Here is a 22,626-nt window from a genome sequence, read left to right as displayed (position 1 = left end):
GCTCTCCGATCGCCGGGGGGCATTTGGTTGAGCGCGCAACATCGTAGTCGGCGATCAGCCGCGCGCTGAGCGGCACGATCAGCTGGAGTCCCGGTGCACCACCGACGCCCCCAGCACCTTGTGGGTCTCGGGCGCGGTGCCGGGTTCGCGCACCGCGCGGTCGACGAGTTCGGCCAGGTCACGGCCGGAGGGCAGCTCGATGTGGATCGTGCTGAGCCGGGGCCGCAGCAGACGGCCGAGCATCAGGTCGTCGGACCCGATCACCGCCGTCTCCTCGGGGATGCGCACGCCCTCGTCCTGGAGGGCGCGCATCAGCAGCATCGCGTACTCGTCGTTGTACGCGAACACCGCGTCGAGGTCCAACTCCCGCCACCGCGCGGCCAGTCGGGCGGCGGCTTGCTCGTCGTGGGCGAGCGGGAGCGCGGTGACCGTGGCGCCCGTGTCGCGTAAGGCCTCCCGCACGCCCTCCAGGCGGGGCCGGGAGAAGACCTCGAGTCCGGGCTCCTCGGGGACGATCACGCCGATACGGCGCCGGCCGCGGGCGTGGAGGTGGGCGCCGGCACAGTGGCCGACGCCGGCGTGGTCCATCAGCAGCGCGTGCGCGCCCTCGATGCGTTCGGGGCCGAGGGTGACGACGGCGCGGGCGCCGGCCCGCTTGAGTACGGCGACACCCGCGGGGCCGAGCCCGCCGCCGGGCACCAGGACGGCGACCGGCCGCAGTTCGGCCCAGGCCCGCGCGGCCTCGTCGCCGTGCAGGCCGACGGTGCCGAACTGCACGACGGTGTAGTCCAGTCGGCCGAGGGCCCACTGGAGTTCGCTGATGAACCGGCCGTAGAGCGGGCCGGCGGGGACGGTCGGGGCGGGCATCAGCACCATGCGGCTGTGTCCGGCGCGCAGACTGCGGGCCGCCGCGTGGGGCACGTACCCGAGCTCCTTCGCGGCCTGGTGGACGCGGCGGCGCGTGGGCTCGCTGATCCGTACCGCGCTGGTGTTGTTCAGGACGTAGGAGACGGTCGCGCGCGAGACGCCGGCCAGGCGGGCCACATCGGCGCTCGTGGGAACGGAGCGCGGTGCGGGCGACCCGGGCGAGGGCGAGTTCGGTATCTGCACCATGACGTACCGCATCTTGGCAGAAGGCCGGAGGCCGGGGACGCGCGGGGGAAGGTGGTTCACGGTTGCACGAACCGGGGCGGTCACGGCGTCCGCCGCGTAAGGACGAACATGTTCGTTACGAACTTGCTCGGAGCGAACATGTTCGTTAGCCTGAGGGCATGACAGAGCGCCCCGACTCCCCCCGCAGCCGCCGCGAACGTCCGGCCAAGCCCGCCCTGAGCCGGGAGGGCATCGTGGCCGCCGCCGTCGAGCTGCTGCGCGCCGAAGGCCTGCGCAAGGTGACCATGCGCCGCCTCGCACAGGAACTCGACACCGGCCCGGCGTCGCTGTACGTCTACGTCCGCAACACCGACGAACTCCACGCCGCCGTCCTGGACGAACTGCTCGGCACGGTCGGCCCGGCCCCTCGGGAGGGGTCCTGGCGCGACCGTCTGGAGCAGGTGCTCACGGCGTACACGATGATGCTCTTCGAGCACCCGACCCTCGCCAGGGCGGCGCTGACGGCCCGTCCGAGCGGCCCCAACTACCTGAACCTGATCGAGACGTTGCTCGCGCTGCTCGACGAGGGAGGCGTGCCGCCCGCACAGGCGGCGTGGGGCGTGGACATGCTGCTCCAGCTCGCCACCGCGCAGGCCGCCGAGCACTCCGAGCAGGATGCCTCGCCCACCCACCAGGACGACTGGGACGCCCTGGTCGGGGCCCTGCGCAACGCGTCCCCCCGTACCCATCCGCACATCGCGGCGACCGTCGGCGTGCTGTTGTCGGGGCCGCCCCGGGCCCGGATGTCGTGGGCCTTCCAGACGCTGATCAACGGCATCGAGCGGACCGCCGTACCCGAATGAACGAGCCCAGGAGGCCATCATGTCCGTCCCGCACCACCCCATAGCCGTCGTCGGCGCCGGTCTCGGCGGTCTGGCCCTCGCCCGGGTCCTGCACGTGCACGGCATCGAGGCCGCCGCCTTCGATCTCGATCCCTCCCCCGAGGCCCGCGTGCAGGGCGGCATGCTCGACATCCATGACGACTCCGGGCAGGAGGCGCTGCGCGCCGCCGGTCTGCACGAGGAGTTCCTGACCCTCGTCCACCAGGGCGGGGAGGCGATGCGGATCCTCGACCAGAACGCCGAGGTCCACCGGGAGGAGGCCGGCGACGGCGGCCGGGGGCGCCCCGAGGTCGACCGGGGCGCACTGCGCGATCTGCTGCTCGGTTCCCTCCCGCCCGGCACGGTCCGCTGGGGAGCCAAGGTCACCGGCGCACGGCCGCTGGGCGGTGGCCGGCACGAGGTGACGCTCGCGGACGGTGCCGTCTTCACCACGGACCTGCTGGTCGGCGCCGACGGCGCCTGGTCCCGTATCCGCCCGCTGCTCTCCGCCGCCCGACCGGCCTACACGGGCGTGTCGTTCGTCGAGGCGGACCTGCTCGAGGCCGATGTGCGCCACCCGGTGAGCGCGGCGGTGGTCGGCGGCGGCATGCTGTTCGCGCTCGGCGCGGGCCGGGGCTTCCTCGCCCACCGCGAGAGCGACGGCAGCCTCCATGTGTACACGGCCCTTCAGGCGCCCGAGGACTGGCTGGACGGCATCGACTTCGCGGACACCGCGGCGGCCAAAGCGGCCGTCCTCGAGCACTTCGCGGACTGGGACAAGAGCCTGCGGGCGCTGGTCGCGGACGCGGACGGCGTGCTGGTGCCGCGGCGGATCCACGCCCTGCCGGCCGGCCACCGCTGGGACCGCGTCCCCGGCGTCACCCTGCTCGGCGACGCCGCCCACCTGATGTCACCGTTCGCGGGCGAGGGCGCCAACCTGGCGCTGCTCGACGGCGCCGAACTGGGCCTGGCGATCGCCGCGCACCAGGGCGACACCGAGGCGGCCCTGGCCTCGTACGAGGAGAAGCTGTTCCCGCGCAGCGAGAAGTCCGCGGCCATGTCCGCGGAGGGCGGCGCGCTGCTGTTCCGCGCCGACGCCCCCCAGGGGCTGGTCGACATGTTCGCCGCCCACGACGGCTGACGGGTCTCAGGCGGGCCCCGCCGCACCCGTCACGCGGTCGACGAGGTCGGTCCAGCCGGCCTCCAGCCGCTCCATCGGCATCCCGCACTGCCTGGTCAGATGGCTGATGAGGGCGGGGTCGAGATAGGCCATCAGGGTCAGGGAGAGGAGTTCGCAGTCGGCGTCCGGCAGGATCTGCCGCAGCAGCACCATGACGTGCATGCGCAGCGCCCGGAACGCCGGGTGGGAGAACCGGCGCGTCGGCTCCGACTGCGCCGCCAGCAGCAGATCCAGTCGCTCGTCCGAGCGGTACAGCACCGCCACGCCGAACGCCCGCAGCCGCTCCAGGGGCGGCGCCCCGGGACCCAGCGGCGGCGGCCCGCCGAGGAAGTCGGCCTGCAACTCCTTGTCCGAGTGGTCGAGCAGCGCCATCAGCAGCCCGGTGCGGTCGCCGAACCGGCGGAAGACGGTCCCCTTGCCCACCTCGGCCGCCGCGGCCACCGCCTCCATCGTGACCCCGGCCACCCCGTGCTCCGCGATCAGCCGGGCCGCGGCCTGAAGCAGCTTGGCGCGGTTGCGGGCGGCGTCGGCGCGCAGGCACGGCTCCTCCGCGGCGGGGCCGACGTCCAGCAACTCGGGCGTGTCGAGGAGCTCCTCGGACTTCGGGAAGGGCGGCAGCGCGCTGGACATGAAGACAGCGTAAAGCATCGGGAACAAAACTGGACCGCGGTCCGCTTAGAGTGCTAGAAAAATAACCGGACCCCGGTCCGGATCGTAACAACGATGTTTCAGCCCCCTTGGAGAACCCCCATGTCTGTTCGCATCCTTGCGCTCGTCGGCAGCCTCCGCGCCGGTTCGCACAACCGTCAGCTCGCCGAGGCGGCCGTCAAGCTCGCTCCGGAGGGCGCCGAGGTCGACCTGTTCGAGGGCCTGGCCGACATCCCCTTCTACAACGAGGACATCGACGTCGCGGGCAACGTCCCGGCCGCCGCCGCCAAGCTGCGCGAGGCCGCCCAGGCCGCCGACGCGTTCCTGCTCTTCTCCCCCGAGTACAACGGCACCATCCCGGCCGTCCTGAAGAACGCCATCGACTGGCTGTCCCGCCCGTACGGCGCCGGCGCCTTCGCCGGCAAGCCCGTCGCCGTGGTCGGCACCGCCTTCGGCCAGTACGGCGGCGTGTGGGCCCAGGACGAGGCCCGCAAGGCCGTGGGCATCGCCGGCGGCAAGGTGATCGAGGACATCAAGCTCTCTATCCCGGGTTCCGTGACCCGCTTCGCCGAGACCCACCCGGCCGACGACGTCGAGGTCGCCGCCCAGCTGACCGAGGTCGTCGCGCGCCTGCACGGCAACGTGGGCGTGGCCGCCTGATCCCGGCCACCACACCCCGAAGGGGCCGGAGCCGCACGGGCTCCGGCCCCTTCGCCGTGCCGGAACCGCCCTCGCCGTGTCAGTCGAGCCCGGCCAGCCGCTCCACGGCAGGTGCGGCGAACCGCTCGATCCACCCGGCCGTCTCGCCGAGGCGCGGGGCCAGGATCACCGTGTCGACGCCCAGCTTCGTGTAGCCCTCGATGTCCCGGGTGAAGGCGTCGAGGTCGCCGGTGGCGGCCGGCTCACCGGTGTAGACGATGGTCCTGCGGATGGCGTCGTAGTCGCGGCCGGCGGTGTCGCAGTGCCCGCGCAGGACGTCGAGCTTGTGCCGGAGCTCCTCCGGTGACGCGGGGATCAGGTTGCAGGCGTCCGCGTAGCGCGCGACCAGGCGCAGCGTCTTCTTCTCTCCCCCGCCGCCGATCATGATCTCCGGGTGCGGGGAACTCACCGGCGCCGGCGCGCACAGCGTCTCGGCGAGCCGGTAGTACCGCCCCTCGAAGGGGCCGTCGACGGCCGGGTCCCACATCTGGAGACAGATCCGCAGGGTCTCCTCCAGCCGCTCGAACCGCTCCGCGACCGGCGGGTAGGGCACGCCGAGCCCGTGGTGCTCGCGGTCGTACCAGGCCGCGCCGATCCCCAGCGTGGCGCGGCCCCCGGAGAGCACGTCGAGCGTGGTGGCGATCTTGGCGAGGAGGCCGGGGTGCCGGTACGTCACTCCGGTGACCAGCGCGCCGAGCCGCACGGTCGAGGTGTGCCCGGCGAGGTAGCCGAGGGTCGTGTAGGCCTCCAGCATCGGGTCCTCGGCGCCGCCGTTGAACTCCATCTGGAAGTAGTGGTCCATCACCGACAGCCAGCTGACGCCCGCCGCCTCGGCCGCGGCTCCCACGGCGGCCAGTTCGGCGCCGAGCGCGGGCCCGCCCCCCGGGTGGTCGAACCGGTTGATGTGTACGCCCACCCGCATGTCCGTCTCCGTTCCGCCCGGGTCTGAGGTCTACGGACGCGACGCTAGGACTTCGAGCGCTCTTCAAGTCAAGCGTGACGGGCGGGGCGGGACGCCGATCGGGCCACCCGCCGTACGGCGGGCAGGTTCCGCCGTACGGCGGCCTCCTGGCGGGCGGAGGCCCGCCGATGATGACCGTACGAGCCGCAGCACCCCGTGTGAGGAGAAACCGTGCCTTCGACCCCGCCCCCGCCCCCGTTCGACCCGGAACTCGCCGCCGCGCTGGAGACGATCAAGGACGCGATCTCGCCGGGGCTCACCCCGGAGGAGATCGACACCGCCCGGCAGGGGCCGGGGATCGACCTGCTCGCGGATCTCGACCTCACCCTGGGCGGGGCGTTCGACGTGGCGGACCGCACGGTCCCGGGCCCCGAGGACGCACCCGACGTCTCCCTCCTCGTCTGCCGCCCCACCTCTTCGGCGGGCACCGGCCCGCTGCCGGTGATCTACCACGTCCACGGGGGCGGCATGATCCTCGGCAACAACCGGGTCGGTGTGGACGGCCCGCTCGAGTGGGCGCGGGAACTGGGCGCGGTCGTGGTCTCCGTCGAATACCGGCTCGCCCCGGAACACCCTCACCCGGCGCCCGTCGACGACGTCCTCGCGGGCCTGCTGTGGACGGCGGAGCACGCCGAGGAGATCGGCGGCGACCCCGAGCGGATCGTGCTCGCCGGGGCCAGCGCGGGCGGCGGCCTCACCGCGGCGCTCGCCCTGCTGCTCCGCGACCGCCGGGGCCCGAGGCCCCTCGGGCAGATGCTGCTCTGCCCGATGCTCGACGACCGCAACGACACCGTGTCCAGCCACCAGATGGCGGGCCTCGGCATATGGGACCGCACCGCCAACGAAACCGGCTGGGGTGCCCTCCTCGGCCCGAGCCGGGGCGGCCCCGACGTGTCCCCGTACGCCGCCCCCGCCCGCGCCACCGACCTCTCCGGCCTCCCCCCGGCCTTCCTCGACGTCGGCTCCGCGGAGACCTTCCGCGACGAGGTCGTCGCCTACGCCTCCCGGATCTGGCAGTGCGGCGGCACCGCCGAACTCCACGTCTGGCCCGGCGGCTTCCACGGCTTCGACGGCTTCGCCCCCCAGGCGCCCCTGTCCCAGGCGGCCCGGGCGGCACAGCTTCAGTGGCTGGGCAGACTCCTCGCCGGGGGCTGACCGACGCCGGTGGGATGGCGCACCATGTGGGGATGAAAGAACTGGCCGGGCGTCTGGCCGCGGTGGATCCGGATGCCGGGGCCGCCGTCCGGGTCATCGCCTATTTCGACCGGCTGGCCGAGAGCCGGGCCGGGCTGGAGGCGCTGGTGCGGGGGGTCGCCGTGCTGGCCGGGTGTGCCGCGCGGCTGGTGGACGAGGAGCGGCGCGTCGGGCTGCGGGTGGAGCCCGACGGGCGGCGCGCGGAGGTGCCGGGGGCGCCGGAGCCGGACTGGCCGTGCGTGCCGCTGGTGCCGGGCGGGCCGCCCGCGCTGTGGCTGGAGCGGGTGGCGGCCGAGCCGAGCGTCGTGGACGCGGTGGTGCTGGAACGGGCCGCGGCGGCCGTGCGGGCGGTGCTGGACCGTACCCGGGGGCGTGCCCCCGCCGCGCGGGTCGACGATCCCGCGCTGGTGGAGACGGTCCTGGACGCCGGCGCCACCGAGCAGGTACGGCTGCACGCGGCCCGCCGCCTGGGCCTGGCCGCGAGCGCCCGCGTCGTCGCACCGGCCGACGGGCAGCCGCGGATCGTGCCCGAGGAGGCGGTCGTCGAGCCGCCCGCCGGGCGGGTGGGCGTCGGTCCCGCCGTGCCCGTGCTGGAGCTCCCGCGTTCCTGGGCCGCCGCCCGTACCGCGCTGCGGTTCACGAGCGCGCGGGAGCCGGGGCGGCGTGTGGTGTGGGCCGAGGAGCTGGGCGATGTCGCGCTGCTCGCCGAGCTGGTCGGGCCGGGTGCCGAGCCGCCGCCCGATGTGCGGGCGGTCGAGGCCGCCGCGGCGGACGCGCCCTGGATGCTGCGCACGCTGCATGCCGTGGCCTCGACGGCGAGCCTGCGGGCGGCCGCCGCCGAGGCCGGCGTGCACCACTCCACGCTCCAGGACCGGCTCACCCACGCCGAGCACCTGCTGGGCTGGCCGGTGCGCACCCCACAGGGCCGGTTCCGGCTGCAACTCGCCCTCACCATGCGGCACTTGGCGCGGGACAGGGCCCACGGCGCAGGTCAGTAGACGTCGCGCGCGTACCGTTTGTCGGCGGTGAGCTGTTTGACGTACGCCGCCGCGTCGTCCTCGGTCAGCCCGCCGTGGACCACGGCGATGTCCTTCAGGGCGCGGTCGACGTCCTTGGCCATGCGGGAGGCGTCGCCGCAGACGTAGAAGTGGGCGCCGTCCTGGAGCCAGGACCACAGCAGGGGGCCGTGTGCGCGCATCCGGTCCTGGACGTAGACCTTGGCGCGCTGGTCGCGGGAGAAGGCGGTGTCCAGGCGGGTGAGGGTGCCCTCGGCGAGGAGGGCGGTGAGTTCCTCCTCGTAGTAGAAGTCGGTGGCCCGGTGCTGTTCGCCGAAGAACAGCCAGTTGGGGGCCTGGTGACCACGCGCCCTGCGCTCCTGGAGGAAGCCGAGGAAGGGGGCCACGCCGGTGCCCGGACCGACCATCACCATGGGGGTGGCGGGGTCGGCGGGCGGCCGGAAGTGCGGCGAGCGCTGGACGTGGACGGGCACCGGGGTGCCGGGTACGGCGTCGGCGAGGAAGGGCGAGCAGACGCCCTGCCGGGCCCGGCCGCGCAGGTTCTCGTACCGGACGACGGACACCGTCAGCGACACCAGGTGGGGGTCGGTCAGCGGGCTGGAGCAGATCGAGTACAGGCGGGGTTGCAGACGGCCCAGCGCGTCGGCCCAGGCCTGCGCGTCCGCGCGGACACCGTGCTCGGCGACCACGTCGACCGCCTGCCGGCCCCAGGACCACTTCGCCAGCTCGCCCTTGTTGTCCGGGCGCAGCAGTTTGCGCAGCTCGCGCGGGTCGCGGGCCCGGTCGGCGACGAAGCGCAGCAGGCCGGGGCCGAGGCGGGTGATGTCCAGGTGGCGCAGGAAGGCGTCGCCGAGGGACACCTCGCCCACGCCGTCGACCCGTACCGCCGCACAAGCGTCCAGGCCGGTGACGGCCAGCCATTCCGTCACCAGCTCCGGGGAGTTCAGGGGGCGTACGCCCAGCGCGTCGCCCGCCTCGTAGACGAGGGGCTGCTCGCTGTCGCGGGTGTCGAGGGTGAAGCGGCGGACCTCCTTGCCCGCGCCGGGCAGGCTGAGCAGCCGGTTGCCGGTCAGGCGGGCGGTGACCGGGGCGGGCTTCCCGGCGCGGCCGGCGGCCGGAGCGGGGGCCGGGGCCGGCTGGGCGTCCTGGAGGGCGGTGAGCACCTGGTCGAGCCAGGCGTGGGCGGCGGACGTGTAGTCGGGTTCGCAGTCGGTGCGCGGGGCCAGGCGGACCGCGCCCAGTTCGTCCAGGCGCCGGTCCAGGCGGCGGCCGTGCCCGCAGAAGTCCGCGTACGAGGAGTCGCCGAAGGCCAGTACGGCGTAGCGCCGGCCCTCCAGCCGGCCGGCGTCGGGCGCGGCCAGGGTGTCCCAGAAGCCGGACCCGTTGTCGGGGGCGTCGCCGTCGCCGAAGGTGCTGGTGATCAGCAGCAGGTCGGCGTCGGACGGCAGGGCGGTGAGGTCGGCCTCGTCCATGGCGACGAGGGAGGCGGCGTGCCCGCCGGAGGTCAGCCGGTCGGCGGTGGCGGCGGCGAACTCCTCGGCGTTGCCGGTCTGCGAGGCCCACAGGATCACGACCTGGCGGCCGGCGGCGGACACGACCCGCGGGACGCCGGCCGCCCTGGAGTACATCCCGGCCAGGGTGCCGTTGACCCACAGGGCGTGCTCGGGGCTGAACGGGGCGTCCGGCGGCAGCACCGGGACACCGGGGGCGCCGGCGGGGACGCCTGCCAGGAAGCCGACCAGGTACTGCCGTTCGCGCCCGGTGAGGACGGGCGGCGGGGCGGGGTCGAGCCCGAAGACGGCGGCGGCGGAGGGCCCGCCCGCGGATGGCACCACGACCGCCGGTGCCTCCTCGCGCGGGGGCCGCACGGTCACCGGCGCCGGCACCTTGGCCAGGGACACCGCGCACACCTTGAACTCGGGCTGGAAGGACAGCGGGTCCACGGCGTCGTTCGTGACGGCGTTGACGCTGAGGTACTCGCCGAACAGGTCGTTCCAGTGGAAGGGCGCGAAGCAGCAGCCCGGCCGTACCCGGTCGGTGACGACGGCGGGCAGCACGGCGCGCCCGCGCCGGGAGGCGACCTCCACCGAGTCGCCGTCGGCTATGCCCAGGGCGGCGGCGTCGCCGGGGTGCACCTCGACGAAGGGGCCGGGGTCGAGCTTGTTCAGCTTGGGCACCTTCGCCGTCTTGGTGAGGGTGTGCCACTGGTGCTGGAGCCGGCCGGTGTTGAGGACGTACGGATAGTCGTCGTCCGGCATCTCGGCGGGCGGCAGCTGCGGGCGGGCGTGGAAGGCGGCACGGCCGGAGGGGGTGGGGAAGGTGAGGGTGCCGTCCTCGTCGACGTAGCGGACGGGGTTGCGGTCGGGGCCGTCGGGGGTCGGCGCGGGCCACTGGACGGGGGTGTCGCGCAGCCGCTCGTACGTCACCCCGCGCAGGTCGTAGCCGGTCTGCGGGTTGTGGGCCCGCTTGATCTCCTCGAAGACCTGCTCGGCGCTGTCGTAGGAGAAGCCCTGTGCGTAGCCCATGGCGCGGGCGACGGCGGCGATGATCCGCCAGTCGGCGGTGGCCTCGCCGGGCGGGTCGGCGGCGGGCCTGGCGAGGGTGAGGTTGCGTTCGCTGTTGACGAGGACGCCCTCGGACTCGGTCCACAGGGCGCCGGGCAGGACCACGTCGGCGTACGCGCCCGTCTCCGTGTCGGTGAAGACGTCCTGGGTGACGACGAACTCGGCGGCCTCCAGGCCCTCGATGACCGTGCGGCGGTTGGCGACGGACGCGACCGGGTTGGTGCAGATGATCCAGCACGCCTTGATGTCCCCGTCGGCCATCTTCCGGAACATCTCCACGGTGCCCCGGCCGACGCCGTCCGCGCGGAGGGTGCCCGGGGGCAGCTCCCACAGCTCCTCCGTGAAGGCGCGGTCGGCGTCGACGAGGACGGACCGCTGACCGGGCAGGCCGGGGCCCATGTAGCCCATCTCCCGGCCGCCCATGGCGTTGGGCTGGCCGGTGAGGGAGAAGGGGCCGCTGCCGGGGCGGCAGATCTTCCCGGTGGCGAGGTGCAGGTTGACCAGGGCGTTGGTGTTCCAGGTGCCGTGCGTGGACTGGTTGAGGCCCATGGTCCAGCAGCTGGTCCACTCCCCCGCCTCCCCGATCAGCCGGGCCGCCTCGCGGATGTCGTCCTCGGCGAGGCCGGTGAGCTCGGCGACGGCGGCGGGCGGGTACTCGGCGAGGAGGGCGGGCATGGCCTCCCAGCCCTCGGTGTGGGCGGCGATGAAGTCGGGGTCGGTGTGCCCGTTCTCGTGCAGCAGGTGCAGCAGTCCGTTGAGCAGCGCGAGGTCGGTGCCCGGCCTGATCTGGAGGAACAGGCCGGCCTTCGCGGCGGTGGCGGTGCGGCGCGGGTCGACGACGATCAGCTTGGCGCCGGCCGACTTCACCCGGTCCATCATGCGCAGGAAGAGCACGGGGTGGCAGTCGGCCATGTTCGAGCCGATGACCAGGAACACGTCCGCCCGGTCGAGGTCCTGGTAGGAGCCGGGCGGGCCGTCCGCGCCGAGCGACAGCTTGTAGCCGGTGCCGGCACTGGCCATGCACAGCCGGGAGTTGGACTCGATCTGGTTGGTCCGGATGAATCCCTTGGCGAGCTTGTTGGCGAGGTACTGCGCCTCGAGGCTCATCTGTCCCGACACGTACAGGGCGACCGCGTCCGGCCCGTGCTCGTCGACGATCGCCCGCAGCCGCCCCGCCGTCTGAGCGACCGCCGCGTCCAGCGGGGCGGGCACCGGCTCGTCGCCGCGCTCCGGCCGGATCAGGGCCGTGGTCAGCCGTCCCGGGGCGGAGAGCATCTCGGCGGTGGTGGCGCCCTTGGTGCACAGCCGGCCGAAGTTCGCCGGGTGCTCCTTGTCGCCGGACGCCTTCAGCACCGTACGGCGTCCGTCCGGTCCCCGGCCGACGTCGAGGACCATGCCGCAGCCCACACCGCAGTACGAGCAGACCGTCCGCACCTTCTCCGGCATGCCGTCGGTCCCCGAGTCCGGCGCGGCCACGGGCGCCCCCCCTTGTCGTGTGCTGGGTCGTCCTGTCGTACGCGGTGACGGTACGAACGGCTCATTACACGAAGGTCGCTGCGCGGATCATCGGGGGTTAAGACCGCCGCACACAGCGGGCCGAGGCCATGTGAGTCCCCCCACCGCACAAGGCACCGCGCGGACGCTCCCCCGCGGAGGACCCGCCCGCGGGGCCGCCCCGGCACGGCTGGGCCCGGGCGCGGCCCCGGAAACCGCCCGCGCGAAGGCGCCCCCCGAGGACGACGCGCCCAGGCCCGCCTCCTCAGCCCACCGCCCCGGCACGGCTGGGCCCGGGCGCGGCCCCGGAAACCACGCCGCGCGGACGCTCCCCCGGGGGAGGGACGCGTCCGCGCGGCGGAACCCGTGCGCCGGTCAGCCCGTCGTGCGGACCGCCTCGCGGATGAGGTCGGCTACCTCCTTGGGCTGGGAGACCGCGACCGCGTGGGAGGCGCCGTCGAGTTCCACGACGGTGGCGCCGGCACGCTTGGCGCCGAAGCGCTCCACCTCGGGGTTGATCGCCTCGTCCGCCCCGGCGATCAGCGCCCAGGAGGGCTTGGTCCTCCAGGCCGCGGCGGTGGCGGTCTCCTCGAAGGCGGCGGCCGCGAGCGGACGCTGGGCCGCGGCGAGGATCTTGGTGACGCCCGCGGGCACGTCGGCGGCGAAGACCGACGGGAAGGCGTCCTCGGCGATGGTGACCTCGACGGCCCGCTCGCCGCCCGCCACCGGGTACGTCCACTCCTTGAGGTTGCTCACCAGCGGGGAGAGCGGGAAGCGGCCCTGGAGCTCGCCGAGGCTCTCGCCCTCCTGAGGGACGTAGGCGGCCACGTAGACCAGGCCGACGACGTTCTCGGTGGTGCCGGCCACGGTGATGAGGGCACCGCCGTAGGAGTGGCCGACCAGGATGACGGGGCCGTCGATCTGGGCGGCCACGGAGGCCACGTAGGCGGCGTCGGAGGCGAGGCCGCGCAGCGGGTTGGGCGGGGCGATCACGGGGATGCCGTGGCCCTGGAGTTCGGCGATGACCCCGGACCAGCTGCCGGCGTCGGCGAAGGCACCGTGGATCAGGACGACGGTGGGGGTGGAGGTGGTCATGTCGGTGTGTCTCCCGGGATTCAGGCGGTGTGCAGGGCGGCGCGCAGGGTGTCCGCGGCCAGCGTGATGGCGAACTGGGCCGCGTGGGTCTCGCGCAGGGCGTTGAGCATCACGAAGTCGTGGATGATCCCCTGGACACGGACGGCGGTGACCGGGACCCCGGCCTGGCGCAGCTTGTTCGCGTAGGCCTCGCCCTCGTCGCGCAGGACGTCGGCCTCGGCGGTGACGACCAGGGCCGGGGGCAGGCCGGTGAGCTGCTCGGTGGTGGCGCGCAGCGGGGAGGCGGTGATCTCAGCGCGCTGGTCCTCGTCGGTCGTGTACTGGTTCCAGAACCACTGCATGCCGTCGCGGCGCAGGAAGTAACCCTCGGCGAACTGGTGGTAGGAGCCGGTGTCGAAGGCCGCGTCGGTGACCGGGTAGAAGAGGACCTGCTGGACCAGCGGCAGGCCGCCGCGCTCCTTGGCCATCAGGGTCAGGGCAGCGGTCATGTTGCCGCCGACGGAGTCCCCGGCCACGGCGAGGCGCGAGCCGTCCAGGCCCTTGGTGCCGCCCTGCTCCACGACCCACCGGGCGACGGCGTAGTTCTGCTCGATGGCGACCGGGTAGCGGGCCTCGGGCGAGAGGTCGTACTCGGGGAAGACCACCGCCGCGCCTGCGCCGACGGCGAGTTCGCGGACCAGGCGGTCGTGGGTGTGGGCGTTGCCGAAGACCCAGCCCGCGCCGTGGATGTAAAGGATCACGGGGAGCTGTCCCGTCGCTCCCGCCGGGCGGACGACGCGGGCGCGGACCTCGCCGGTCGGGCCGCCGGAGACGGTGATCCACTCCTCGTCGACGGCCGGCTTGCCGATCTCGCCGGACTGCACCTCGTCGACCGCCTTGCGCCCTTCCGCGGGCGGCAGGTCGAAGAGGTAGGGCGGGTTGGCGGTCGCCTCCGCGAAGGCGGCCGCCGCGGGCTCCAGTACCGGCGTGACCGGACGGGGGGCGTCGGACATGGGTTTCTCCTGGTGTTCAAAGGGGTGCGGTGATGGGTCGAGACGCCGGTAACGGTAAATCCGCCCCAGGGCCGGTAATGGTCCGTGAGTGCACTCCCTGTGTTCTCACAGCGCACCGAATACCGGTGCACTGTGGGAACGGATTCGGTGCACGGACGGAACATCCGGGCCCGGCGGTCCGGCTTAGCGTGACACCGCAGCGATTCGATTTCGGGAGGGGTTTCCCACGGTGTCATCCATGCCGGTCGGCGGGCTGGTCCCGCGAGCCACCGACAATGCCGCGGAACTCGTCGTCCGCAATGCGCGGATCCATACGCAGGACCCGCGCCGCCCGCACGCGACGGCGCTCGCCGTGCGCGCCGGGGTCATCACGGCCGTCGGCGACGACGCCGACGTGGCGGGCCGCATCGGTCCGGACACGCGGGTCGTGGACGCGCTCGGACGGCGGGTGGTGCCGGGCCTCGACGACGCCCATCTGCACGTGATCCGCGGCGGGCTCAACTACGTACTGGAACTGCGCTGGGACGGCGTGCCGACCCTGCGCCAGGGCCTGGCGATGCTGCGCGAGCAGGCCGCGCGCACCCCGAAGGGGCAGTGGGTGCGGGTGGTCGGCGGCTGGTCGGCGGAGCAGTTCGCCGAGCGGCGGCTGCCGACGGTCGCGGAGCTGAACGCCGCGGCGCCGGACACCCCGGTGTTCGTGCTGCACCTGTACCAGGCGGCCGTGCTCAACCGGGCGGCGCTCAGGGCGGCCGGATTCGGCAGGGACACGCCCGACCCCAGGGGCGGGCAGATCGTCCGCGGCCGGGACGGGGAGCCGACGGGCCTGCTGCCGGCCGCCCCGAGCGTCCTGATCCTGTACTCCACGCCGGCCAAGGCGCCGGCGCTGGAAGGCGAGGACAAAAAGACCTCGACCCTGCATTTCCTGCGCGAACTCAACCGGTTCGGGCTGACGTCGGCGATCGACGCGGCCGGCGGTTTCCAGAATTTCCCCGACAATTACCGGACGGTCGTGGAACTGGCCGCGGAAGGCCGGCTGTCGCTGCGGATCGCCTATCACCTCTTTCCGCAGACACCGGGGCAGGAGATATCCGACCTCACCCGCTGGATGGAAATGACCCGCCCCGGCGACGGGGACGCCTGGCTGCGCCTCAACGGCGCGGGTGAGAACCTCACCTGGGCGGCGGCGGATTTCGAGAATTTCAGCCAGCCGCGTCCGGAACTCGCCGCCGATTACGATGCGGAGTTCGAGAAGGCGGTCCGGCTGCTCATGGAGCACGGCTGGGGCTTCCGGCTGCACGCCACCTACGACGAGACCATCCGCCGCGACCTCGCGGTGTTCGAGTCACTCGCCGCGGACGGGCTCTTCCCGGCCGGGAACCGCTGGCTGTTCGACCGCGCGGAGACCGTCTCCCCGGAGAGCCTCGACCGCGTCGCCGCGCTCGGCGGGGCGAGGGCGCAGACCTGACCGGTGCCCCTCACGCGTCCTTCGGCGGTCTGATCCAGCCCAGTGAACGCTCCACGGCCCGCTGCCAGTTGTCGTACTCCTGCTCCCGCCGCTCCGGGTCCATGTCCGGCAGCCACTGGGCGGCCCGGTGCCAGTTGCGGCGCAGGACCTCCAGGTCCGGCCAGTAGCCGGCGGCGAGGCCCGCGGCGTAGGCGGCGCCCAGGGAGACCGTCTCGGCGACCATCGGCCGCACCACGGGCACGTCGAGCACGTCGGCCACGAACTGCATGAGCAGGTTGTCGGCCGTCATGCCGCCGTCCACCTTCAGCTCCCTCAGGGCGAGCGAGGAGTCGGCGTTCATGGCGTCGACGACCTCGCGCGTCTGCCAGCCGGTGGCCTCCAGGACGGCGCGGGCCAGGTGGCCCTTGGTGATGTACGAGGTGAGGCCGACGATGACACCGCGGGCGTCACTGCGCCAGCGGGGTGCGAACAGCCCGGAGAAGGCGGGGACGATGTAGCAGCCGCCGTTGTCCTCGACCGTTCGCGCGAGGGTCTCGATCTCCGGCGCGCTGCTGATCAGTCCCAGACGGTCGCGGAACCACTGGACCAGGGAGCCGGTGACGGCTATCGAGCCCTCCAGGGCGTAGACCGGCGGCTGAGCGCCGATCTTGTAGGCGACGGTCGTGAGCAGTCCGTGCCGGGACCGTACGAGGTCGGCGCCGGTGTTGAGGAGCAGGAAGCTGCCCGTTCCGTAGGTGCACTTCGCCTCGCCCGGGGAGAAGCAGGTCTGCCCGAAGAGGGCGGCCTGCTGGTCCCCGAGGGCGGCCGTGACGCGGATGCCCGGCAGGACCGAGCGGGCTTCGCCGTAGGTCTCGGCGGAGGACCGGATCTCCGGCAGCATCGGCCGGGGCACGCCGAAGAACGCCAGCAGCTCCTCGTCCCAGGTGAGCGTGCGGATGTTCATCAGCATGGTGCGGCTGGCGTTGGTGGGGTCGGTGATGTGCAGGCCGCCGTCCACGCCCCCGGTGAGGTTCCAGATCAGCCAGCTCTCCATGGTGCCGAACAGCACCTCGCCGTCCCTGGCGCGCTGTTCCAGCCCGTCGACCTGGTCGAACAACCAGCGGATGCGCAGCGCGGAGAAGTAGGTCGAGGGGGGCAGGCCGCAGCGTTCGAGGAAGAACTCCTCGCCGGGTTCGCGCTTGAGGTCCTCGACGAGCGGTGCCGTGCGGGTGTCCTGCCAGACGATGGCCCTGCCCAGCGGGTCGCCCGTCCGCCGGTCCCAGAGCACTGTCGTCTCCCGCTGGTTGGTGATACCGATGGCGGCGACCTCCCGGACGTCGACATCGGCGCCGGACAGGGCCTCGGGCACGATCCGCAGCAGATTGCGCCAGATCTCGACGGCGTCGTGCTCGACCCATCCGGGCTTGGGGAAGTGCTGCCGGTGCTCACGCTGGGCCACGGACACCAGCCGGCCGTGGTGGTCGAACAGAATGCATCGGGTGGAGTTGGTGCCCTGATCAACGGACATCACATACCGTTCAACCATGATCGGGTCTGCCCTTCCGATGTGTCGCGGCGGGGGCTGGCGGCGCGTCACCAGCGGGCCGCTCCCAGGTCTCTGGAGATCGCCCGTGCGGCCTCGCGGAGCAGCGTGATCAGGTTCGGCCGGGGGCGGCCCTGACTGTCACAGATCCGCTCGACCGGGCCGGACAGTCCGATGGCACCCACGACGAGGCCGCCGTGCCCCCGGATCGGCGCGGCGACACCGGCTTCACCCATGCTCATCTCCTGGACCTCGGCGGCCCATCCGACCTCCCTGACCTCGGCGAGGGCCCGGTTGAGCTGCTCCGGGACGGCGAGGGTGTGGCGGGTGTACGCCTCCAGCCCGGGTTCCAGGGCGTCCTCCAGGGGCGCGGTCCCGAAGGCGAGGAGGACCTTGCCGAGCGAGGACGCGTGCAGCGGCAGCAGCGAGCCCACGTCCAGGGTCTGGAGGCTGTCGTCCGGCCGGAAGACGTGGTGGACGACGAGGACCTGGCCCTCCAGCGGGGTGCCCAGGCGGACCGCCTCACCGCTGCGGGCGGCCAGGGCGTCGGCCCAGTTGATGGAGCGCGACCGCAGCTCGTTGACGTCGAGGTAACTGGTGCCGAGGTGCAGCAGGGCGGCTCCGAGCTGGTATTTTCCGGTCGCCGCGTCCTGCTCCACGAAGTCCACGTGCTGGAGTGTGCGCAGGATGCCGTGGGTGGTGCCCTTCGCCAGCCCGAGCGAGGCCGCCACCTCGCCGAGTCCGAGTCGGCGAGGTCCACCGGCGAGCAGACGCAGGATCGCCGCCGCCCGTTCGATCGACTGGACCGGGCCGGTCATGGATCGAGCCTATTACCGCTCTGGCCTGTCCGCTTTTCGTGCAGGTCGAAGGCCCTGGCGCGGACTGCCTGCAAGCGTTCGGCAATGCCGACCGACGTTCATTGACCGGGTTCGTCCGGCTTCTTACTTTGCTACGAGGCCCGGCAAAGCGCCTGAGGCCAGGCGCACCGCCGGCTCGCGGGAGGAGATCTGATGTCGGTACAGCTGGAGCTCGATCCCATGCCTCGCGACACAGTGGAGCACGTCTTTGCGCTGCCGCCCGTCAGCGGTGCCGTTTCCGCCGTACGCCGACGGGCCGGGGCGGTCCTCACCGACTGGAACGTGTCCCCGGAGATCGTCGAGGATTCCCTGCTCGTGGTGTCGGAGTTGCTCACCAACGCGCTCGTGCACGCCCTGCCCCCCGCGGAGCTGCGGCTGTCCTGGGTCCGGGGCGAGGGGACCGGCACCCTGCGTGTCGAGGTCACCGACGCGGGACCGGCGCGCACGGCGGGACACTCGCCGACCGGTGCCGACCCGGACGAGCACGGCCGGGGCGAGCACATCGTCCACGCGCTGGCCGCCCGGCACGGCATCCGCATCCACTCCGGCGGCATCACCCGGTGGGCCGACCTCGTCACGGCGGCCCGCGGCCGGACGGCTCAGACCTGAGCGAATCCGGCGACGGCCGACTCGGCGACCGGCCCTTCCGTGGCGGCCGGCACGCGCAGCAGGAGCAGCGCGGCATCGTCGTGCAGACGGCCGCCCACATGGTTCAGCAGTTCGTCATGGAGCGCGGCGAGGGTGCGTGCCGGTTCGCCGGACACATGGCGGGCCAGTCCCTCGGCGAGCGGGTAGAACGTACGGCCGTGGTCGCGGGCCTCGGTGACCCCGTCCGTGTACAGCAGCATTTGATCCCCGTCGGCGAACGGCAGCACCTGGAGGCTGGGGACCTCGCCGGAGAGGGCGCGCAGCCCGAGGGGCGGGGCCGGGTGGGTCGGCTCCACCGCCTCGACACCTCCGGACTCGCGCACCAGCAGAGGCGGCGCGTGTCCGCAGTTGACCACTTCGAGACGCCCGGCCGACGGGTATCCCGCGACCACGGCGGTGACGAAGTCGTCGTCCCCGAGGTTGCGCGCCAGGCTCCGCTCGATCCTGCCGACCACGGCGAGGAGATCGGGCTCGTCGTAAGCGGCCTCCCGGAAGACACCGAGGACCAGTGCGGCGGTCCCCACGGCGGGCAGTCCCTTGCCGCGCACGTCACCGACGATCAGCCGCACCCCGTAGGGGGTGGGCACCAGGGCGTAGAGATCCCCGCCGATACGGGCCTCCGCGGCCGCGGCGCTGTAGCGGACGGCCACCTGGAACGGTCCCACCGTCGTGGGTACGGGCTTGAGCAGGGCGTGCTGGGCGGCCTCCGCGACCGACCGGACGGCCGCCAGCACCCTTTCCCGGCGGCCGCGCCGCGCGCTGGTCAGGCAGCTGGCCAGGGTGACCGCCAGCAGGGCGGACAGCACGGCCGCCAGTTCGCCGTGCGGAACCCCGTCGCGGGCGCCCAGCGTCGCGCTGAGCGCGGCGGCGAGCAGCCCGACGCACAGCACTCCGCGCGGCCCGTTGGTGGTGGCGGACAGCGCGGGTCCGGCCGCGAGCAGGGGCAGCCAGATCATCCCCGCTCCGCCGAGGAGGTCGACGACCACGACGAGGCAGACGAGCAGCACGGGGAGTACGGGGGTGCCGGCGGCCAGCTGCGCGGCGGCCCGCCTGCGGGCCGCCGCTCGCGGACGGGCCGCCCGGGGGCCGGCCGCTCGGGGACCGCCCGCTCGGCTCCTGAGCAGTCGTATCGGCCAATGGTCGCCGCCATGGTCTCGGGCCTGACTCATGTGTCTTCCGCAGTCCTCACCTGTACGCCGGGGGGAGACTCCCGAAAAGTCCGTTTCATCCAGGAAACGGGTTTGTTCCCCTGTGAGACAAGCCACGGAATTTCAGATAGTGAGTGACAGGCTCCTGGTCACGCGGCCCGCGGTCGGGAGCAGCCGGGCCCTGATCTCCTCGATCCGGGAGATCCGGTCCGCGGGCAGCGAGACGCCGAGCGAGCCGAGTGTGTTCCCGCTGTAGACGGGCACCGCGACGCACACCGTGCCGAGAGAGTACTCCTCCAGGTCCGTCACCGCCGGGGCCACGGGCGAGGTGTCGAGCCGCCGGAGCAGTTCGACGGCGCTGGTGATGGTGCGCGGGGTGAGGTCGGAGAGGTGGTGGCGGGAGAGGTAGTCCTGGCGGGAGTCGTCGTCCAGCTCGCGCAGCACGGACTTGCCCAGCGCGGTGGCGTGCCCCGCGTCCTCGAATCCCACCCACAGGTCGACCCGGGGCGCCCGGGGACCGTCGACGATCTCCGCGACCCGGATCTCGCCCTCCTCGTAGAAGGTCAGGTAGGTGGCGGTGCCGAACTCGTCCCGCAGCGCGGCGAGCGTGGGCCGGATCCGGCTGAGCAGGGTCTGCCAGCTGCCCCTGGTGTGCAGCGTCTGAAGCCTGTCGCCCAGCACGAAGACGCCGTCGTCGAGCTTGCGCACGTATCCGTCGTACACCAGCGTGCGCAGCAGGTGGTAGGCGGTGGCCAGGGGCAGGCCCGTCTCCCGCGCCAGTTGTTTCGCCGGCGCGCCGTTGGCGTGCGCGCTCACCGCCTCCAGCAGGCGGAACGCCCGTTGCACGGAGCCGATGAGCGTGGGGCCGTCGTGACCAGGCATACCACCAGCGTGCGCCGAGCACCGGAGCCAGGCAAGGTCTACGCCAGGTCCCGGGTGAAGGTCACGCGGTCGAGGCCGGGGCCGTCGTAGTCGGGCCGGACGGGGGAGACGGTGAAACCGAGGCGGGTGTGGAAGGCCTGGGAGGCAGTGTTCTGCGGGCTGGTGACGCAGTGCACGTGGCGGCGGCCGTGGGACCGGGCCAGTCGGAAGAAGGACCGGTAGAGGGCGCGGCCGACGCCCCGGCCGTGCAGTGCCGGGTCGACGCCGACGAAGTGCACGTAGGCGGCTTCGGGGTCGGTCTGCGACAGGAATCCGACGAGGAAGGCCGCGAGTTCGCCGTTTCCCTGCTCGACCAGGTAGCTGGTGGTGGTGAAGTGCTGGAAGTACAGGCGGGGCAGCAGCAGGGCGCGCTCCCGGGCGCCGGCCGCGCCCTTGAGGCCGCCCCACCACGCCTCGAGCACGGCCAGCACCTTCGGATGGTCCTCGGCGACGGGGTGCCGTGCCCTGAGTCCCTCGGGGAGATCGTCGATCACGGGGGCAGTCTCCCAGCGGCGCGGGCGTGACGCGCGGGATACGGGGAACACACAGCATTTCCCACGAAGAAGGAGGCAGACATGGTCCAGCCGGTCCAGCCACCCATCCCCGTCCCGCCGGAGCCGACACCGCCGGTGCCGGGCCCGGGCCGCCCCGATCCGGCTCCCGGTCCCCCGCTGCCGGACCCGGTCCCGGAACCGCCGCCCGGCCCGTCGCCCACCCCGCCCCCCGACCCGCGTCCTCCCGAGCCCGGTCCGGTACCGGAACCGTCCCCGGTGTAGGCCGCACCCGGTCACTGGGACGCCGGCGCGAGGTCGGCGGCCTCGCAGCGCAGGCGGGCGCCCTGGCGCAGGAGTTCCTGCTGGACGACCCGGTGGGGCACCTCGCGGGGGCGCCGGCCCAGGCGCACGGCGAGTGCCGCGCAGACGCCCGCGGCCTGGCCGGTGGCCATGGCGATGGGCATCACGCGGTACGAGGAGTGCGCCACGTGGGTGCCGGAGATGCAGCGGCCGGCGACCAGCAGCCGTTCGATGCCGCGGGGCAGCAGCGCGCGCAGCGGGATGTCGTAGAAACGCCCCCGGGGCACGCGCTTGAGGACGGTTCCGGTGCCCTGCGGGTTGTGGATGTCGATCGGGTACGCGCCGTGCGCGACGACGTCCGGGAAGGCGCGGGCCTGGAGGATGTCGTGCCCGGTCAGCTGGTGGTCGCCGAGGATGCGGCGGGTCTCCCGTACGCCGATCTGGGTGCCGCTCTGCACCGCGTAGGCGTTCTCGAAGCCGGGGACGCGGCTGCGCAGGAACCGGTCGATCTGGGCCATCTGGTGGCGGGCGAGGTACTCGGCCCGGGTCAGGTCCCAGACGTCGATGCCCAGCGCCCCGGTGACCCGGGTGCTGTTGACGGCGACCTCGCCCGGGTGGGGGGTGCCGAAGAACAGGATGTCCTCGCGCGGCAGGTGCAGCTCGCCCGCCGCGGTGGCCTCCTCGACCAGGTCCCACAGCCCGTGCACACCGCGCCACTGGTCGGGGTGGGAGCGCACGTATTCGGCGAATCGCGGCCGCGCGAAGTCGGCGACCCGGAACATCAGCGTCATCGGCTGCACAAGGCCGTCCTCGGGGCGCCCGATCTCGCAGGGCGCTCCGCAGGCGGTGGCCACGTCGCCGTCGCCGGTCGCGTCGACCACGACCCCGGCGTCGATCACCACCGGTCCGGACTTGGTCTCGAACGCCACCCGCCAGCCGTCGTCCAGGGGCAGCGCGGTGGAGGCGAAGGCGTGCAGCAGCAGGTGCACGCCCGCGCCGTCGAGCAGGTCCAGCAGGACGAGCTTGAAGATCTCCGGGTCGAACGGCACGGTGTAGCCGGTCTCCAGCGAGGGCGGGATGCAGCCGCCGCGTTCGGCGAGCCGGTCCAGCAGCCGCCACAGGAACCCGGCGACCACCGCCTCGCCCTCACCGTGGTCGCCGGGCAGCAGCCGGTCGCCCTGCTCCCCGGGGTCGGCGAACACGGCCTGCCTGTGCTCGTTGTGGAAGGACATCAGCGGCATCACGAGGGCCACCGTGGCGTTGCCGCCGAGGAACCCGTAGCGCTCCACGAGCACGACGTCGGCGCCGGCGTCGGCGGCCGCGTACGCCGCGGCGGTTCCGGCCGGGCCGCCGCCGACCACCAGGACGTCCGCCCGCCCGCCGTGCCGGGCCGGGCGCGGCGGGAGGGTGACGGTCCTGGGGTGGCGCGGTTCTTCCAGCAGGGGCATCGCTGCG

18 protein-coding genes and 1 pseudogene are annotated in these 22,626 nt (G+C 73.3%); 7 read left to right on the top strand and 12 right to left on the bottom strand.

The features are described 5' to 3' along the window. Window positions 1–78: 78 nt before the first annotated feature. The gene (locus ABZ915_RS26890; RefSeq protein ID WP_361808334.1) at window positions 79–1,125 is read right to left on the bottom strand and encodes a LacI family DNA-binding transcriptional regulator; all 1,047 of its coding nucleotides are present in this window, start codon (window positions 1,123–1,125) and stop codon (window positions 79–81) included. Window positions 1,126–1,271: 146 nt separating this feature from the next. Between ABZ915_RS26890 and ABZ915_RS26885 the strand changes: the two genes are divergently transcribed. Next, complete coding sequence (locus ABZ915_RS26885; protein ID WP_361808219.1) at window positions 1,272–1,955, top strand: TetR/AcrR family transcriptional regulator; 684 nt, start codon at window positions 1,272–1,274, stop codon at window positions 1,953–1,955. A 19-nt stretch (window positions 1,956–1,974) separates the two neighbouring features. Continuing rightward, window positions 1,975–3,114 (top strand): NAD(P)/FAD-dependent oxidoreductase, encoded by a 1,140-nt coding sequence (locus tag ABZ915_RS26880; protein WP_361808216.1) that lies wholly within the window; start codon window positions 1,975–1,977, stop codon window positions 3,112–3,114. 6 nt (window positions 3,115–3,120) lie between these two features. Here the strand turns inward: ABZ915_RS26880 and ABZ915_RS26875 are convergent, their stop codons facing one another. After that, on the bottom strand, window positions 3,121–3,801 hold the full coding sequence (locus ABZ915_RS26875; RefSeq protein WP_361808213.1) for a TetR/AcrR family transcriptional regulator: 681 nt from the start codon (window positions 3,799–3,801) through the stop codon (window positions 3,121–3,123). 102 nt (window positions 3,802–3,903) lie between these two features. Between ABZ915_RS26875 and ABZ915_RS26870 the strand changes: the two genes are divergently transcribed. Beyond that, window positions 3,904–4,461 (top strand): NAD(P)H-dependent oxidoreductase, encoded by a 558-nt coding sequence (locus ABZ915_RS26870; RefSeq protein WP_361808210.1) that lies wholly within the window; start codon window positions 3,904–3,906, stop codon window positions 4,459–4,461. A 79-nt stretch (window positions 4,462–4,540) separates the two neighbouring features. Here ABZ915_RS26870 and ABZ915_RS26865 read toward each other — a convergent pair whose 3' ends face one another. Further along, the gene (locus ABZ915_RS26865) at window positions 4,541–5,422 is read right to left on the bottom strand and encodes an LLM class F420-dependent oxidoreductase (RefSeq protein WP_361808207.1); all 882 of its coding nucleotides are present in this window, start codon (window positions 5,420–5,422) and stop codon (window positions 4,541–4,543) included. A gap of 210 nt (window positions 5,423–5,632) precedes the next feature. Between ABZ915_RS26865 and ABZ915_RS26860 the strand changes: the two genes are divergently transcribed. Both ABZ915_RS26860 and ABZ915_RS26855 read left to right on the top strand, forming a co-directional pair. Continuing rightward, window positions 5,633–6,616 (top strand): alpha/beta hydrolase, encoded by a 984-nt coding sequence (locus tag ABZ915_RS26860; protein WP_361808204.1) that lies wholly within the window; start codon window positions 5,633–5,635, stop codon window positions 6,614–6,616. 32 nt (window positions 6,617–6,648) lie between these two features. Then, on the top strand, window positions 6,649–7,653 hold the full coding sequence (locus ABZ915_RS26855; RefSeq protein WP_361808201.1) for a helix-turn-helix domain-containing protein: 1,005 nt from the start codon (window positions 6,649–6,651) through the stop codon (window positions 7,651–7,653). Here the strand turns inward: ABZ915_RS26855 and ABZ915_RS26850 are convergent. The 3 genes from ABZ915_RS26850 to ABZ915_RS26840 all read right to left on the bottom strand — a co-directional run bounded on the left by ABZ915_RS26850 (window position 7,647) and on the right by ABZ915_RS26840 (window position 13,816). Continuing rightward, a complete protein-coding gene (locus tag ABZ915_RS26850) occupies window positions 7,647–11,681 on the bottom strand; it encodes a bifunctional nitrate reductase/sulfite reductase flavoprotein subunit alpha (RefSeq protein ID WP_361808331.1) in 4,035 nt (1,344 codons plus the stop codon). The genes ABZ915_RS26855 and ABZ915_RS26850 overlap by 7 nt on opposite strands. Window positions 11,682–12,104: 423 nt before the next feature. Continuing rightward, window positions 12,105–12,824 carry an alpha/beta hydrolase gene (locus tag ABZ915_RS26845; protein WP_361808198.1) on the bottom strand — a complete coding sequence of 240 codons (720 nt, stop codon included), beginning with the start codon at window positions 12,822–12,824 and terminating at the stop codon, window positions 12,105–12,107. Window positions 12,825–12,844: 20 nt separating this feature from the next. Next, complete coding sequence (locus ABZ915_RS26840) at window positions 12,845–13,816, bottom strand: alpha/beta hydrolase (RefSeq protein ID WP_361808195.1); 972 nt, start codon at window positions 13,814–13,816, stop codon at window positions 12,845–12,847. A gap of 238 nt (window positions 13,817–14,054) precedes the next feature. Here ABZ915_RS26840 and ABZ915_RS26835 point away from each other — a divergent pair. Next, window positions 14,055–15,266: pseudogene (locus ABZ915_RS26835) on the top strand (amidohydrolase); the annotation flags it as partial. Between the two features lie 25 nt (window positions 15,267–15,291). Here ABZ915_RS26835 and glpK read toward each other — a convergent pair. After that, window positions 15,292–16,806, bottom strand: coding sequence for a glycerol kinase GlpK (gene glpK / locus ABZ915_RS26830; RefSeq protein ID WP_361808192.1), 1,515 nt, complete (start codon window positions 16,804–16,806; stop codon window positions 15,292–15,294). Window positions 16,807–16,853: 47 nt separating this feature from the next. After that, window positions 16,854–17,621 carry an IclR family transcriptional regulator gene (locus ABZ915_RS26825; protein ID WP_361808189.1) on the bottom strand — a complete coding sequence of 256 codons (768 nt, stop codon included), beginning with the start codon at window positions 17,619–17,621 and terminating at the stop codon, window positions 16,854–16,856. 192 nt (window positions 17,622–17,813) lie between these two features. On the opposite strand from ABZ915_RS26825, the gene ABZ915_RS26820 reads away from it, so the two are divergent. After that, window positions 17,814–18,269 (top strand): ATP-binding protein, encoded by a 456-nt coding sequence (locus ABZ915_RS26820; RefSeq protein WP_361808186.1) that lies wholly within the window; start codon window positions 17,814–17,816, stop codon window positions 18,267–18,269. Here ABZ915_RS26820 and ABZ915_RS26815 read toward each other — a convergent pair. The 4 genes from ABZ915_RS26815 to ABZ915_RS26800 form a co-directional block, all read right to left on the bottom strand. After that, on the bottom strand, window positions 18,260–19,315 hold the full coding sequence (locus tag ABZ915_RS26815) for a PP2C family protein-serine/threonine phosphatase (protein WP_361808328.1): 1,056 nt from the start codon (window positions 19,313–19,315) through the stop codon (window positions 18,260–18,262). The genes ABZ915_RS26820 and ABZ915_RS26815 overlap by 10 nt on opposite strands. A gap of 264 nt (window positions 19,316–19,579) precedes the next feature. Beyond that, window positions 19,580–20,338, bottom strand: a complete 759-nt coding sequence (locus ABZ915_RS26810; protein WP_361808183.1) for an IclR family transcriptional regulator — start codon at window positions 20,336–20,338, stop codon at window positions 19,580–19,582. A 38-nt stretch (window positions 20,339–20,376) separates the two neighbouring features. Further along, complete coding sequence (locus ABZ915_RS26805; protein ID WP_361808180.1) at window positions 20,377–20,871, bottom strand: GNAT family N-acetyltransferase; 495 nt, start codon at window positions 20,869–20,871, stop codon at window positions 20,377–20,379. Between the two features lie 293 nt (window positions 20,872–21,164). Then, a complete protein-coding gene (locus ABZ915_RS26800; protein WP_361808177.1) occupies window positions 21,165–22,619 on the bottom strand; it encodes an FAD-dependent oxidoreductase in 1,455 nt (484 codons plus the stop codon). Between the last annotated feature and the right edge of the window lie 7 nt (window positions 22,620–22,626).

Source organism: Streptomyces sp. NPDC046915 (genome assembly GCF_040644935.1).
In the GTDB taxonomy this organism is placed as follows: Bacteria; Actinomycetota; Actinomycetes; order Streptomycetales; family Streptomycetaceae; genus Streptomyces.
The sequence above is the reverse complement of the archived record's forward strand: the minus strand, read 5'-3'. Positions and strand labels throughout refer to the sequence as shown.

Excerpts from the sequence above, each read along its gene's own strand:
- ABZ915_RS26840 (WP_361808195.1), bottom strand. The coding sequence starts at position 13,816 with ATGTCCGACGCCCCCCGTCCGGTCACGCCGGTACTGGAGCCCGCGGCG.
- ABZ915_RS26850 (WP_361808331.1), bottom strand. The coding sequence starts at position 11,681 with ATGCCGGAGAAGGTGCGGACGGTCTGCTCGTACTGCGGTGTGGGCTGC.
- ABZ915_RS26880 (WP_361808216.1), top strand. The coding sequence starts at position 1,975 with ATGTCCGTCCCGCACCACCCCATAGCCGTCGTCGGCGCCGGTCTCGGC.
- ABZ915_RS26870 (WP_361808210.1), top strand. The coding sequence starts at position 3,904 with ATGTCTGTTCGCATCCTTGCGCTCGTCGGCAGCCTCCGCGCCGGTTCG.
- ABZ915_RS26885 (WP_361808219.1), top strand. The coding sequence starts at position 1,272 with ATGACAGAGCGCCCCGACTCCCCCCGCAGCCGCCGCGAACGTCCGGCC.
- ABZ915_RS26845 (WP_361808198.1), bottom strand. The coding sequence starts at position 12,824 with ATGACCACCTCCACCCCCACCGTCGTCCTGATCCACGGTGCCTTCGCC.
- ABZ915_RS26825 (WP_361808189.1), bottom strand. The coding sequence starts at position 17,621 with ATGACCGGCCCGGTCCAGTCGATCGAACGGGCGGCGGCGATCCTGCGT.
- ABZ915_RS26865 (WP_361808207.1), bottom strand. The coding sequence starts at position 5,422 with ATGCGGGTGGGCGTACACATCAACCGGTTCGACCACCCGGGGGGCGGG.
- ABZ915_RS26890 (WP_361808334.1), bottom strand. The coding sequence starts at position 1,125 with ATGCGGTACGTCATGGTGCAGATACCGAACTCGCCCTCGCCCGGGTCG.
- ABZ915_RS26810 (WP_361808183.1), bottom strand. The coding sequence starts at position 20,338 with ATGCCTGGTCACGACGGCCCCACGCTCATCGGCTCCGTGCAACGGGCG.
- ABZ915_RS26875 (WP_361808213.1), bottom strand. The coding sequence starts at position 3,801 with ATGCTTTACGCTGTCTTCATGTCCAGCGCGCTGCCGCCCTTCCCGAAG.
- ABZ915_RS26855 (WP_361808201.1), top strand. The coding sequence starts at position 6,649 with ATGAAAGAACTGGCCGGGCGTCTGGCCGCGGTGGATCCGGATGCCGGG.
- glpK (WP_361808192.1), bottom strand. The coding sequence starts at position 16,806 with ATGGTTGAACGGTATGTGATGTCCGTTGATCAGGGCACCAACTCCACC.
- ABZ915_RS26800 (WP_361808177.1), bottom strand. The coding sequence starts at position 22,619 with ATGCCCCTGCTGGAAGAACCGCGCCACCCCAGGACCGTCACCCTCCCG.
- ABZ915_RS26820 (WP_361808186.1), top strand. The coding sequence starts at position 17,814 with ATGTCGGTACAGCTGGAGCTCGATCCCATGCCTCGCGACACAGTGGAG.